At 73.2% G+C, this 13457-nt stretch carries 12 protein-coding genes; 8 read left to right on the forward strand and 4 right to left on the reverse strand.

What is annotated here, in order from left to right; all coding sequences use genetic code 11:
• The first annotated feature begins 4 nt into the window (after nt 1–4).
• From ABTW95_RS22960 to ABTW95_RS22980, 5 genes are all read left to right on the forward strand, one after another.
• A complete protein-coding gene (locus ABTW95_RS22960) occupies nt 5–1159 on the forward strand; it encodes a CaiB/BaiF CoA transferase family protein (RefSeq protein WP_396445255.1) in 1155 nt (384 codons plus the stop codon).
• On the forward strand, nt 1156–2778 hold the full coding sequence (locus tag ABTW95_RS22965; protein WP_500227349.1) for an AMP-binding protein: 1623 nt from the start codon (nt 1156–1158) through the stop codon (nt 2776–2778). The genes ABTW95_RS22960 and ABTW95_RS22965 overlap by 4 nt, the downstream gene beginning before the upstream one ends.
• Nucleotides 2775–3659, forward strand: a complete 885-nt coding sequence (locus ABTW95_RS22970; RefSeq protein ID WP_500227350.1) for a 3-hydroxyacyl-CoA dehydrogenase family protein — start codon at nt 2775–2777, stop codon at nt 3657–3659. Before ABTW95_RS22965 ends, ABTW95_RS22970 begins: the two co-directional genes overlap by 4 nt.
• Nucleotides 3656–4420 (forward strand): enoyl-CoA hydratase-related protein, encoded by a 765-nt coding sequence (locus ABTW95_RS22975; protein ID WP_500227351.1) that lies wholly within the window; start codon nt 3656–3658, stop codon nt 4418–4420. The genes ABTW95_RS22970 and ABTW95_RS22975 overlap by 4 nt, the downstream gene beginning before the upstream one ends.
• Nucleotides 4421–4776: 356 nt before the next feature.
• Entirely contained in the window at nt 4777–6741 is a 1965-nt protein-coding gene (locus tag ABTW95_RS22980) for a sensor histidine kinase (protein WP_396445259.1), read from the forward strand.
• A gap of 265 nt (nt 6742–7006) precedes the next feature.
• Here the strand turns inward: ABTW95_RS22980 and dapF are convergent, their stop codons facing one another.
• Nucleotides 7007–7837: a diaminopimelate epimerase gene (gene dapF, locus ABTW95_RS22985; protein ID WP_500227352.1), complete on the reverse strand. Its 831-nt coding sequence runs from the start codon at nt 7835–7837 to the stop codon at nt 7007–7009.
• A gap of 33 nt (nt 7838–7870) precedes the next feature.
• The gene (miaA, locus tag ABTW95_RS22990) at nt 7871–8806 is read right to left on the reverse strand and encodes a tRNA (adenosine(37)-N6)-dimethylallyltransferase MiaA (protein ID WP_396445261.1); all 936 of its coding nucleotides are present in this window, start codon (nt 8804–8806) and stop codon (nt 7871–7873) included.
• Nucleotides 8807–8907: 101 nt separating this feature from the next.
• On the opposite strand from miaA, the gene ABTW95_RS22995 reads away from it, so the two are divergent.
• Nucleotides 8908–9147, forward strand: coding sequence for an antitoxin (locus ABTW95_RS22995; RefSeq protein WP_500227353.1), 240 nt, complete (start codon nt 8908–8910; stop codon nt 9145–9147).
• Between the two features lie 10 nt (nt 9148–9157).
• Here ABTW95_RS22995 and ABTW95_RS23000 read toward each other — a convergent pair whose 3' ends face one another.
• Both ABTW95_RS23000 and miaB read right to left on the reverse strand, forming a co-directional pair.
• Nucleotides 9158–9868 carry a class III extradiol ring-cleavage dioxygenase family protein gene (locus ABTW95_RS23000; protein ID WP_500227354.1) on the reverse strand — a complete coding sequence of 237 codons (711 nt, stop codon included), beginning with the start codon at nt 9866–9868 and terminating at the stop codon, nt 9158–9160.
• Nucleotides 9869–9909: 41 nt separating this feature from the next.
• On the reverse strand, nt 9910–11454 hold the full coding sequence (gene miaB, locus ABTW95_RS23005; protein WP_500227355.1) for a tRNA (N6-isopentenyl adenosine(37)-C2)-methylthiotransferase MiaB: 1545 nt from the start codon (nt 11452–11454) through the stop codon (nt 9910–9912).
• A gap of 277 nt (nt 11455–11731) precedes the next feature.
• On the opposite strand from miaB, the gene ABTW95_RS23010 reads away from it, so the two are divergent.
• Nucleotides 11732–12451 carry an amino acid ABC transporter ATP-binding protein gene (locus ABTW95_RS23010; protein ID WP_500227378.1) on the forward strand — a complete coding sequence of 240 codons (720 nt, stop codon included), beginning with the start codon at nt 11732–11734 and terminating at the stop codon, nt 12449–12451.
• 108 nt (nt 12452–12559) lie between these two features.
• A complete protein-coding gene (locus ABTW95_RS23015) occupies nt 12560–13429 on the forward strand; it encodes a glutamate ABC transporter substrate-binding protein (protein ID WP_396445265.1) in 870 nt (289 codons plus the stop codon).
• Nucleotides 13430–13457 lie beyond the last annotated feature (28 nt).

A 13457-nucleotide genomic window follows, 5' to 3' on the forward strand; every position in this document is an offset into this window, starting at 1 on the left:
GCCGATGATGGCACTGGAAGGGATCAACGTCCTCGACGCGGCGTCCATGCTCGCCGGGCCGTACTGCGCGACCCTGCTCGGCGACCTGGGCGCGGAGGTGGTCAAGGTCGAACCCCCGGCCGGCGATGAGACGCGCCGGTTCGGGCCGCGGCGGGGCGACGACAGCGGCGTGTTCGTCGGCGTCAACCGGAACAAGCGCAGCGTGGTGCTCGACCTCCGCACCGACCGGGGCCGCGAAGTGCTGGCCGAACTGGTCGCCTGGGCGGACATCGTGGTGGACAACCTGCGTCCGCAGGCGCGTCGCAGGCTCGGCCTGGACTACGAGACCGTCAGCGCGCTCAACCCGCGCGTCATCTCGGTGTCGCTGTCGTCCTTCGGCGCCGACGGCCCCTACGCCGGCCGCGCCGGCATCGACCCCGTGGCCCAGGCCCTGACCGGGTTCATGGCGGTGACCGGGCCCCGCGGCGGCGCGCCGACCAAGGCCGGCCCGCCCGTCGGCGACGCGACCGCCTCCATGCTCGCCGCGGTGGGAGCGCTCGCCGCGCTGCGCGCCCGGGAGATCACCGGCCGCGGCCAGCAGGTCGACGTCTCCCTCATCGACGGGCTGCTGCACGTGCAGGCCCCCTACACCGGGCAGTACTTCCTGCTCGGCACCCAGCAGCCCCGCACCGGCAACAGCATCGACTGGTACGCGCCGTACAACGCCTACCGCTGCGGGGACGGCCGGTACGTGCACCTGGCCTGCTACAACGACAAGTTCTTCGGCAACCTCTGCGCCGCGCTCGAACGCCCCGACCTCGCGGAGGACGACCGGTTCGCCTCCAACGAGGCCAGGCTGGCCCATCGGGACGAACTGGACCAGGTGATCGGCGAGCACCTCGGGAAGCTCACCCGGGACGAGGCCCTCGAACGGCTCTGGGCGGCCGACGTGATCGTCGGGCCGGTCAACGACTACGACGAGGTCTTCACCGACCCGCAGGTGCTGCACAACGGCATGGTCGTCGAGACCGCCCACCACACCGGCCCGCTGCGGGTCACCGGCGTCCCGGTCAAGCTCTCCGACACCCCGGGCTCGGTGCGGCGCCCGCCCCCGGGGCTCGGCGAGCACACCGGCGAGGTGCTGGCCGAACTGGACATCGAGGAAGGGGACGCATCGTGATCCGGCTGTCCGATCTCCGGTTCCCGGCGGCGCGGGACTGGGACGAGGCCCGCGCCGCCTTCACCTGGCCGCCGATCGGGGACTACAACATCGCCGCCGACTGCCTGGACCACGAAGGCGGCCGGGCCGCCGTCCTCACCCCGGCCGGCGACCGGATCGAGACCCTGAGCTTCGCCGGCCTCGCCGACCTGACGGCACGGCTCGCCCGCCGCCTGGCGGAGGTCCACGGCGTCTCCCCCGGCGACCGCGTGGCGGTCAAGCTGCCCCAGGGCGCCGACATGGCGGTGGCCGTCCTGGCGGTGCTGAAACTGGGCGCCGTCGTCGTCACGGTCTCCGACGTCCTCGGTGACGAGGCGGTGCTCCACCGGCTCACCGACAGCGGGGCGCGCCTCCTGGTGTGCGCCGGTACCGAACGGGAACTCGGCCTGGCGCAGAAGGCCGGCACGGCTGTGCTGGCGACCGATGGCGGGACGCCGTGGCTCCACGGCGGGCTCGACCTCTACGAGCCGCTCACCGACACGCCGGTCACCGGACCCGACGACCCCGCTCTCCTCCTCTACACCTCGGGCACGACCGGCAAGTCGAAGGGCGTCCTGCACGGGCACCGCGTCCTGCTCGGGCACCACGCCATCGACCTGGCTTGGGACCGCATCCGGTCCGACGACGTCGCCTACAGCCCGATCGACTGGGCCTGGGCCGGCGGGCTGATGCTGGGACTCCTGGTGCCGCTCGCGCACGGCGTCACGGTACTGGCGCACCGTTCGCCGAGGTTCGACCCCCACCACGCCGTGCGCCTGTTCCGGGAGGCGGGAGTGAGCATCGGGATGTTCCCCCCGACCGCTTTGCGCATCCTCCGGCGCTCCGGGGCGCTGACCGCGGAGTCGATGCGGGATCTGCGGCTGCGGTGCCTGATCACGGGCGCGGAGGCGGTCGAACCCGAACTCACCGCCTGGGCGCGCGACGAGATCGGCCTGACCGTGAACAACGCGTTCGGCCAGACCGAGGCGAACGCGCTCATCGGGCACGCCGCCGCCCTCGGACCGCTCGATCCGCGGGCTCTGGGCCGCCCCTACCCGGGCCACGAGATCGCCGTCCTGGACGCCGACGGCGTCCCGGTCGCACCCGGGGTGGCCGGAGAGCTGGCCGTCCGCAGCGACGACCCGGTGTGCATGCTGCGCTACTGGAACGCTCCGGAGGCGACGGCCGCCAAGGTGCGGGACGGATGGCTGCTCACCGGCGACTCCGCGCACGCCGAGCCGGACGGGACCCTCGTGTTCCACGGCAGGGCCGACGACATCATCAAGAGCGGCGGCTACCGGCTCGGGCCGGCGGAGATCGAGGCGGCGCTGCGGGCGGACCCGGCGGTCGCCGAGTGCGCCGTGGTCGGCGTCCCCGAACCCGAGCGCGGCCACGTCGTCACCGCCTTCGTCCTTCCCGCCGCCGGCACGAGCCGGTCCGACGACCTGGTGCGGCGCCTGCAGCAGCAGGTCCGCGACCGCGTCGGCGCGCACGCCTACCCGCGCAGGGTCGAGTTCGTGGCGGCCCTCCCCAGAACGGCGACCGGCAAGATCGACCGGCGCGCGCTGCGGCTCGCGGCCGAGAAAGGTGTTCGGACATGACCGGCACGGCACCGGAGCGGATGGTCGTCATCGGCAGCGGCACGATGGGCCGGGGCATCGCGCTCAGCGCCCTGCTGGCCGGGCTGGACGTCGACCTCGTCGACGTCGAGGAGCGCGCTCTCCTGGCCGCCGGCGCGTGGATCTCCGGCTACTTCGCCCGCCACCCGCGGACCGAGCCGTCGGAGGAACCCGTCCGGGGACGGCTCGCCACCACCCGGAACCTGGACGACGTCCTGGACGCCGCCGGCGTGGTCATCGAGGCCGTCCCGGAGACGCCGGCGCTCAAGGAGCAGATCTTCGGCCGGCTGAAGAGCGCTCCGCCGGACGTCCTCCTGGCCTCCAACACCTCCACCATGAGCGTGTCCGCCCTCGCCGAGGCGTGCGGCGGTTCCGCGATGGTGGTCGGCATGCACTTCTTCAACCCGGCGCACAAGATGCGCCTGGTCGAGGTGGTCACCGGCGACCGGACCTCCGGTGAGGCGGAGTCCGCCGCGGTCGCCCTGGCGCGCCGGCTCGGCAAGGAGCCGATCGTCGTGCGCGACGTGCCGGGTTTCGTGACGAGCCGGCTCGGCCTCCTGCTCGGCACCGAGGCGATGCGCATGGTCGAGGAGGGGGTCGCGGACGCCGCGTCGATCGACCGGGCGATGACCCTCGGATACGGCCACCCCCTCGGGCCGCTGCGGCTGGCCGACCTCGTGGGGCTCGACGCCCGGCTGAACAACCTGCGGAGCATGTTCGCGCGGACCGGCGACGAGCGCTACCGCCCGCCCGGGGTGCTCGAACGGCTCGTCGCGGAGGGGCGCCTCGGACGCAAGTCGGGGCGCGGCTTCTTCGACTACGACGACGCGCCGGGCGCCGGCGCCGCCGGGGAGGCGCGATGAGCCTCCTGACGGTGACCACGCGCCTCGGGTTCGACGCCCTGGTGATCGACTCGCCCCGCAACCGCAACGCGCTGTCGGTCGAGCTCCTCCACCGCCTCACGGACGCGGTCCGCGACAGCGCCGAAGGCTCCTCGCGGGGCCTCGTCGTGACGCACGAAGGCCCGGCCTTCTGCTCCGGCGTCGACCTGAAGGAGCGCCGCGCGGACGCCTCCGGGTCGGCGCACTCGGTGCTGCTCGGCGAACTGCTGTGCGAGCTGTGGTCCTATCCGCGGCCGGTGGTGGCGGCCGTGGACGGCGCGGTGCGGGGAGGGGGTCTCGGACTCCTCGCCTGCTCGGACGTGGTGCTGGCGTCCCCGGACTCCACGTTCGCCTACTCCGAGGCCCGGGTCGGCGTGGCGCCCGCGCTCGTCCTGGCGGTGACCCGGCCGCAGCTGGCCGTCCGCCTCCTGGTCCCGCACCTGCTCAGCGGAACGAGCTTCGGGGCCGGGGAGGCCGCCGCGCTGGGCCTGGTCACCTCGGTGACGCCCGGCCCCTCCGGAGACGCCCTCGACGCGGTCCTGCGCGAGCTGGCGCGGGGCGGGCCGCGGGCGCAGACCGTGATCAAGCGGCTGGTGCGCCAGTGGGCGGAGCCGGAACTGCCGGGCCGGGTGGAGGAGATGCGGGCGCTGTCCGCCGAGCTGTTCGCGAGCGAGGAGGCGGCGGAGGGGATGGCCGCCTTCGCCGAGCGGCGCCCGCCCGCCTGGGCGGACGACGCCCGCTGACCGCCCGCCGACCGCCCGCCGACCGCCCGCCGACCGGCCCGCCGAGCGCACCGCCCGCCGCCCCGGCGGCCGCGGCGATCGGCGGGCCGGCGCGCTCGTACCGGGCGGTAGGGGTCACGCCTTGGGACGCACCGGGCACGCAGCGTGCGGAAATGTTACAGAACGTGCGCTGACCTGGGCCTTCTGTTCTCCTGAGCGGGATCGCCGGTTACCATCGCTGCACGCCGAGTGCACCATGCCCGTCAGTGGGCGCACGGCGGCACGCGGCGGAGTGTCCTGAGGCGGACGCCGCCGGTACTGCGAGACAGGGAGCCGCACGCTTTAACATTCCATTACTTTCGGGCGGGGAGTGTGTGATGGAGACGGCAGTGCACGGCCGTGCGGCAGGACGTATCGGCGTCCTGCTCGCACTGACCGCGGTCGCGTTCGTCGCCGCGTCACTCGCCATCGGCGCCCGGCTCCCGGCGGGCGTGCGGATGGTGTGGTGGCACCCGGAGATCCTCGTCGCGCTGGCCTGGACGCCCGTCGGCGCCGTCCTGCTGCGGCACCGGCCGGGGCTGAAGGTCGCCTGGCTGATGGTCGGCGCCGGGTTCAGCGCGGCGACGTACGTCCTGTCGCTGAACCTGGGGCCGTGGGCGGGGCGGCACGACTGGGCGGCCGCCGGGTTCCTCGACTGGCTCGGCACCTGGCTGTGGGCCGTCGACACCTACACGCTGACGCTCGTCCTGCCGCTGATCTTCCCGGACGGGCGGCTGGTGTCGCGCTGGTTCCGGCCGGTGCTGGTCCTGGCGTGCCTCGTGCCGGTCATCGTGTGCGTCCACCTGACGATCGACCCCGATGTGCGGCGGTGGCACAACGGGGTGTCGGTGTACCCGTTCGACGAGATCCCGCTCCCGATCAGCGTCGTCATCATCGGCACCCTGGCCGCGGGCCTGCTCTCGGTGCTGATCCGGTTCGTCAAGGCGGCGCCGGACGTGCGGCGGCAGATCGCATGGGTCGTCTACCCCGGCATCCTCGCCGAAGGGGTCATCTACATCGGCGAGAACAGCCCCATCGGGGATCCGCTGCGCAACATCACGATCGTCGCCGTCCCGATCTGCATCGCGGTCGCCATCACCCGGTACCGGCTGTACGACATCGACCTCGTGGTCAGCCGGACGCTGGTGTACGCCGGGCTCGCCGCCGTCATCACCGGCGTGTACTTCGCGCTGGTGGGCGCGGCGAGCGTGCTGGCCCACGGCAGGGGCACCCTCGCCGGGCTGGCCGGGGCGATCGTCGCGGGCGCCGTGTTCGAGCCCGTCCGGCGGCGGCTCCAGCGCACGGTGGACGGGTTCATCCACGGCGAGCGCGACCCGTACCGGATCGCCGACCGGCTCAACCGGCGGCTGCAGACCGCCGCCGACCCCGGCGCCGCGCTCGCGGTCGCCGCGGAGGTGGCGCGCTCGGCGCTGCACGCGACCGGCGTGGTGATCGAGGTCCTGGACCGCGACGGCCGGACGATCTCCGCGGAGGACGGCGTGCTCGGCGCGCGGCCGCAGCTCATCCCGCTGGTGTGGCACGGCGAGCCGGTCGGCCGGCTGCTGATCGGGGTCACCCGCACCCCGGACGCGCGGCTGTCCGGCGTCCTCGCCCGCAACCTCGCCGAGCTGGCGAACGCGGCCCGGCTCGCCGCCGACGTCCAGCGCTCCCGCGAGCACATCCTGCGCACCCGCGAGGAGGAGCGGCGGCGGCTGCGCCGCGACCTGCACGACGGGCTCGGCCCGACGCTCGCCAGCCTCGCGATGACGGTGGACGCCGCCCGCATCACGCTGAAGACCGACCCGGAGGCGGTGGACGCGCTCCTTGAGGACCTGCGCACCACCATGGGACGCGCCATCGGCGACATCCGCGACCTGGTGTACGGGCTGCGCCCGCCCGCGCTGGACGACCTCGGGCTGGAGGGCGCGATCCAGGCGCTCGGCGGCGTCGTCGCCACCGGCGACGGCCCGCAGGTCGACGTCCGCGTCGAGGGCGACCTGACGGGCCTGCCGGCCGCCGCGGAGGTCGCCGCGTACCGGATCGTGCAGGAGGCGCTGACGAACGTGCACCGGCACGCCAACGCCGGCTGCGCCGAGGTCACGCTGTGCCTGAACGGGGATCTGCACGTCACGGTCGGCGATGACGGCGTGGGGCTGCCCGAGCGGCTGAGATCCGGGGTCGGCATGTCGTCGATGCGCGAACGCGCGGCCGAACTCGGCGGGTCCTGCACGGTGGGCCCCGGGCCGCGCGGCGGGACTCTCGTCCGGGCGAGGCTCCCGGTCGGCAACGGCAACCATCATTGACGCGCCCTCAGTTCTCGCGCGTCCCCGGGGATCTCCCGCGCCACCCGGTGGGAGGGCCGGTGACCGCCCCCCGCCAAGAAGGTCGCCACCGGCCCTCGGGCTCCGTACGGCTCCGGGGCTCCCATCCCGGTCCGTACGGGCCATTCACCAGAGGGTGTGCAAGTAAGAAGCTATGCGGCGCATGGTCCCGTTGGAGAGGGACACCTGTCCCGTTCCTTCCGGGACCGCTCTGGAACCGCCACAATACCCGGTGAGCAGGGGTGCTTCAGATCCAGCCGGGCCGGGTCTCGCCCTCCGCGACCAGGACGGCCGGGCCCCGCAGAAACGCGGTCTCCCCGTCGAGGGTGACGGTCACCCGGCCGCCGGGGACGTCCACGGTCCACTCGGACGCGCCGGGCGCCCCGAGCGCCGCCGCGGCGGCCACGGCGACGGTCCCGGTGCCGCAGGAGCGCGTCTCGCCGGAGCCGCGCTCGTACACGCGCATCTCCAGGTGCCGCTCCCCCACGGTCCGGAAGAACTCGACGTTGACGCCGTCGGGGAACGCGGCCGGGTCGAAGCCGGGGGCGCGCGACAGGTCGAGGGCGGCGACCGGCTCGTCCACGCGGCACGCCAGATGCGGGTTGCCGACCGAGACCCGCCGGCCCTGGAACGTCGTCCCCGCCAGCGACGCCTCGCCGTAGCCGAGCAGCTCGGGCGCGCCCATGTCCACGGTCACGTCGCCGGACGCGCCGAGCGCCACGCGGCGCAGGCCGGCGCGGGTCGCGACGTCCCACTCGCCGGGCGCGGCCAGGCCGGCGTCGACGAGGTAGCGGGCGAAGACGCGTATCCCGTTGCCGCACATCTCCGCGATGCCGCCGTCGGCGTTGCGGTAGTCCATGAACCACTCGGCGTCGCCCGCGTGCTCCGCCGCGCCGCCCTCCGCCGGCCCGTGCTCCATCGCCTTGGTCCGGACGGCGCGCAGGACGCCGTCGGCGCCGATCCCGGCCCGCCGGTCGCACAGCCGCGCGACGGTCTCCGGCGTCAGGTCGAGGACGCCGTCCGGGTCGGGGAGGATCACGAAGTCGTTCTCGGTGCCGTGGCCTTTGAGGAACCGCATCCTCCGATCGTATTGCCCGGTCGCGGCGCCTCGTCAGGCGCCGGGCCGCCGCTCCCCCTCGATCAGCGCGAGGGCGCGGCCGACCAGGTCGGGCGCGTCGTAGGGCAGCCAGCGGACGCGCGGGTCGCGGCGGAACCAGGACTCCTGCCGGCGGGCGAAGCGCCGGGTCGTCCGGACCGTGTCCTCCTTGGCCTGCTCCTGCGTCCACTCCCCCGCGAGGAAGCGGAGCACCTGCGCGTAGCCGAGGGCCCGCCCGGCGGTCAGGCCGTCGCGCAGGCCGCGCTTCTCCAGCTCGCGGACCTCGTCGACCAGCCCCGCCTCCCACATCCGCTCGACGCGCAGCGCGATGCGCTCGTCCAGGGCGTCGCGCGGCACGCTCAGCCCGATCTGCAGGACGGAGCCGTACCGGTAACGGTGCTCGGGCAGCGTCGCGGTGAACGGGCGGCCGGTGATCTCGACGACCTCCAGGGCCCGGACGATCCGGCGGCCGTTGCTCGGCAGGATCGCGTCCGCGGCGGCCGGATCGAGCCCGCGGAGCCGCTCGTGCAGGGCGGCGGGGCCGACCCGCGCCAGCTCCTCCTCCAGGCGCGCCCGGACGGCCGGGTCCGTCCCCGGGAACTCCAGGCGGTCCAGCGCGGCCCGCACGTACAGGCCCGACCCGCCGACCAGGACCGGCAGCCGCCCCCGCGCCCGGACGCCCGCGATCGCGTCCGCGCTGAGCCGCTGGTACTCGGCGACGCTCGCGGTCTGCGTCACGTCCCACACGTCGAGCAGGTGGTGCGGGACGCCGCGCATCTCGGCCGCGGACAGCTTCGCCGTGCCGATGTCCATGCCGCGGTAAAGCTGCATCGAGTCGGCGTTGACCGCCTCGCCGTCCAGCCGCAGCGCCAGTTCCACGGCCAGGTCGGACTTCCCGGCCGCCGTCGCCCCGACGACCGCGACGACATCGAACGCATCAGGTGAGGTCACGGGATTGATTGTCGCAACAGAACGGGTATGGCCGAGGTCGTACGGGTGCCGCGCGGGCACGCGCCGCACCGATCGGACGACCGGAACCGGGGGTATCGGGAATGTCCATCGTCGACAAGGTCAAGCAGATGCTGGGGCAGCACTCCGACAAGGCGAAGGAGGGCGTGGAGCGCGCCGGGGACATGTTCGACCAGCGGACCGGCGGCAAGCACGCCGACAAGGTCGACAAGGCCCAGGAGAAGGCCGGCGACTACATCGAGCGCGAGGGCGGCCAGGGCGGCGCGGCGGGCCAGGGCCGCGACCCCGGCATGGGCGGGGAGCCCGGCGGCGGCCCGTCCTGAGCACCGCGCCCTACAGACCCGGCCGGAACCAGCGCGCCGCGAAGTAGCCGACGCCGTACGGCGCCTCGTCGGCGAGCAGCTCGCCGGTGAGGCCGGGCGTGCCGCCGGCCGCGCCGGCCAGCACCTGCCACGCCGCCCGCCCGGCCGCCCGGACGTCCCTGGAGACGCCGGGGTCCAGGGCGGCCAGGGCGGCGGTGTCGGCGTCGGCGAGAGCGCGCGCCACGCCCTCGTCGTAGGGGTGCGCGCGCACGTCCAGGTAGCCGGGCGCCTTCTCCGAACGGCACGCCGACCCGTCGCCCATCACCAGGAGCGCGACGTCGCCGGCCTCCTTCGCCAGCTCCCGCCCGAGCGCCAGGCACTCCTCCGGGCCGGCGTCGAACGCCACGGCCTGGTAGCGCGCGCCGGCGACGGTCCCCCGCCGCTCCAGGAGCCAGCGCCCGATCGTCAGGGACAGCGGGAGCGCCTCGGCGCCCTCCGCGGGGTCGGCGGGGCTCGTCCAGCCGAGCCCGTAGGGCCTGAGCGACGCGTAGGCGTCCGGGCCGTAGGCCCGCGTCTCCGGCGCGCCGCCGACCACGATCAGCGCGTCCGCCTCCGCGTCCGCCAGGCCGCCGACGGCCCGGTCGCAGGCGGCGCGCAGCCCGTCGAGCTCCGGGGCCGCCTCCCCCGCCATCTCCGGGACGAGGATGGGCGGATGCGGGCACACCGCCGCCGCTACGAGCACACTGCCTCCTCCGGGACCGGACCCGACGCGCGGACCGGTGCTCAGGAACACCCGCGGACGGGCGCCGCCTGCCGGGCGGGCCGCCCGATGGACGGCATGCCGAGTGGAACGCCCTTCTGCCCGGCGCCCCGCCCCTGGCGGGCCTCCCACGCGTCGCCCGCCCGCGTGCGGCGCACGTCCAGGACGGGTTTGTCGGCCACCAGGTGGTGCGGCGCCGCGTAGGTGACCTCGACGGTGACCATGTCGCCGGGCCGGACCCCCTCGTCCGGCGCGGTGAAGTGGACCAGGCGGTTGTCGGGGGCGCGGCCGGACAGCCGGCGGGTCGCCTCGTCCTTGCGCCCCTCGCCCTCGGCGACCAGGACCTCCAGGGTGCGGCCGAGCTGCTTGCGGTTCTCCGCCCAGGAGATCTCCTCCTGCAGGGCGACGAGCCGCTCGTAGCGCTCCTGGACGACCTCCTTCGGGACCTGGCCGTCCATGGTCGCGGCCGGGGTGCCGGGACGCTTGGAGTACTGGAACGTGAACGCCGACGAGAACCGGGCCTCCCGGACGACGTGCAGGGTCTCCTCGAAGTCGGCCTCGGTCTCGCCGGGGAACCCCACGATGATGTCGGTGGTGATCGCCGCGTCCGGGATCGCGGCCCGGACCTTCTCGATGATCCCGAGGTAGCGCTCCTGCCGGTACGACCGGCGCATCGCGCGCAGCACGGCGTCCGACCCGGACTGCAGCGGCATGTGCAGCGACGGCATCACGTTCGGCGTCTCGGCCATCGCCGCGATGACGTCGTCGGTGAAGTCCTTGGGGTGCGGCGAGGTGAACCGGACGCGCTCCAGGCCCGCCACCTCCCCGCACGCGCGCAGCAGCCCCGCGAACGCCGAACCGCCGCCTCGGCCGCCCGCCCCGGTCATCGCCAGTACCTCGCCGGGCGCGTCGGCGAGCGCGCCGAAGCCCGAGCCGTAGGCGTTGACGTTCTGCCCCAGCAGCGTGACCTCCAGGACGCCCTCCGCGACGAGCGCCTCCACCTCGGCGAGGATCTCCCCGGGGCGGCGGTCCTTCTCCTTGCCGCGCAGCGACGGGACGATGCAGAACGTGCACGTGTTGTTGCAGCCCACGGAGATCGACACCCACGCGGCGTAGGGCGACTCCCGGCGCGTCGGCAGCGTCGAGGGGAAGGTCACCAGCGACTCTTCGATCTCGACCTGCGCCTCGCTCTGCACGCGCGCCCGCTCCAGCAGCGCCGGAAGCGACCCGATGTTGTGGGTGCCGAACACGACGTCCACCCAGGGCGCCCGCTTGACGATGGCGTCGCGGTCCTTCTGCGCGAGGCAGCCGCCGACGGCGATCTGCATGCCCGGGTGAGCGTCCTTGACCGGCCGCAGGTGGCCCAGGTTGCCGTAGAGCCGGTTGTCGGCGTTCTCCCGGACCGCGCAGGTGTTGAACACCACCACGTCGGGCTCGGCGTCCTCCGCCCGGACGTACCCGGCCGCCTCCAGCAGCCCGGACAGCCGCTCGGAGTCGTGGACGTTCATCTGGCACCCGTAGGTACGGATCTCGTACGTGCGGGGGGCCGTCTCCATTGGCGCACTCATGACGGTAACCAAGGGTACGGGCCCGGCGCGCCATGGCGTAACGCCCCGGCGGAACGCGCGGCGCGCCGCCCCGATGATCACTCTCCGCCACCGCGTACCCCGTCCGACATGGGGAGTCGTGATCGTATCGGTACCGCTCGGCGACTTCCGCGAATCTGACCATGACGTAGAGTCCGACCGCATGACGGACAGCGAAGGCGGACTCGGCCTCACCAAGGACGAGCCGGAGGACTCCGTTCCGGAGCCGGCCCCCGCGGACGGGCGGCCCCTCGTCGTGATGGAGAACGTCAACAAGCACTTCGGCGATCTCCACGTCCTCAAGGACATCAACCTCACCGTGGACTCCGGCGAGGTGGTCGTCGTCATCGGCCCGTCCGGCGGCGGCAAGTCGACCCTGTGCCGGTCGATCAACCGGCTGGAGCCCATCGACAGCGGGAAGATCCTCGTGGACGGCAAGGAGCTGCCGAAGGAGGGCAAGGAGCTGGCGAAGCTCCGCGCCGACGTCGGCATGGTGTTCCAGTCGTTCAACCTGTTCGCCCACAAGACGATCCTGGAGAACGTCACGCTCGGGCCGGTGAAGGTCCGCAAGCAGGGCAGGCAGGAGTCGGAGAAGCACGCGATGGAGCTGCTCGAGCGGGTCGGCATCGCCAACCAGGCCGGCAAGTACCCGGCCCAGCTGTCCGGCGGGCAGCAGCAGCGGGCCGCGATCGCCCGCTCCCTGGCGATGCGGCCGAAGGTCATGCTCTTCGACGAGCCGACCTCGGCGCTCGACCCCGAGATGGTCAACGAGGTGCTGGACGTCATGACCGGCCTCGCCCGCGAGGGCATGACGATGATCGTCGTCACGCACGAGATGGGGTTCGCGCGCAGGGCCGCCCAGAAGGTCGTGTTCATGGCCGACGGCCAGATCGTCGAAGAGAACACCCCCGACGAGTTCTTCACCAACGCGCGCACCGACCGCGCGAAGGACTTCCTTTCCAAGATCCTCACGCACTGAATCAATTTCATCCGGCCATGCCCAGGAAGTCGAACCCTCCAGTCCACCGAGGATGAAATGGTTCACAAGCCGCGGGGCTCCGGCAGAGAGAGCAGAGGTACACGAGAAATGCGAGTACGTCGTTTCGGCGCCCTCATCGGGGCGGGGATGGCGCTGTCGCTGGCGCTCAGCGCGTGCGGCAGCGACACCGAGAAGACCGAGGCCAAGACCGTCGTCCAGAAGGCCAAGGACGAAAAGAAGCTCACCATCGGCATCAAGTTCGACCAGCCGGCGCTGGGCCTGAAGAAGCCCGACGGCACCTTCGACGGCTTCGACGTGGACGTCGCCAAGTACATCGCACAGAAGCTGGGCGTCCCCGAGAACGGCATCACGTTCAAGGAGACCACCTCCGCGAACCGCGAGTCGTTCATCGGCGGCGGGCAGGTCGACCTCGTGGTCGCCACCTACTCCATCACCGAGGCGCGCAAGAAGCAGGTGACCTTCGCCGGTCCCTACTACGTCGCGCACCAGGACACGATGGTGAACGCCGACAACAACGACATCAAGAAGGCCGCCGACCTCAAGGGCAAGAAGCTCTGCAAGGCGGCCGGGTCCAACTCCTTCCGCCGCATCACCGAGGGCCCGCCGGACGGCCAGCTCAACATCAAGGGCGTCACGCTGGTGGACGCCAGCAGCTACTCCGAGTGCGTGAGCAAGCTGAAGTCCGGCGCGCTGGACGCGGTGAGCACCGACGACCTGATCCTCGCCGGGTTCGCCAACCAGCAGAAGGGCTCCTTCAAGGTCATCAACGACCCCTTCACCGACGAGAAGTACGGCGTCGGCATCAAGAAGGGCGACATCGAGACCTGCGAGGCCGTCAACAAGGCCATCAACGACATGTACTCCGACGGCACCGCCAAGACGCTGCTGGAGAAGCACTTCGCCGGCACCGGGCTGAAGCTCGTCACGACCGTCCCGCAGATGGAGGGCTGCTCCTGATCCGGGGCCGCGCCTGAGGCCCGCCACG

Origin of the sequence: Spirillospora sp. NPDC127506 (genome assembly GCF_040302145.1) — a bacterium.
Taxonomy (GTDB): domain Bacteria; phylum Actinomycetota; class Actinomycetes; order Streptosporangiales; family Streptosporangiaceae; genus Spirillospora.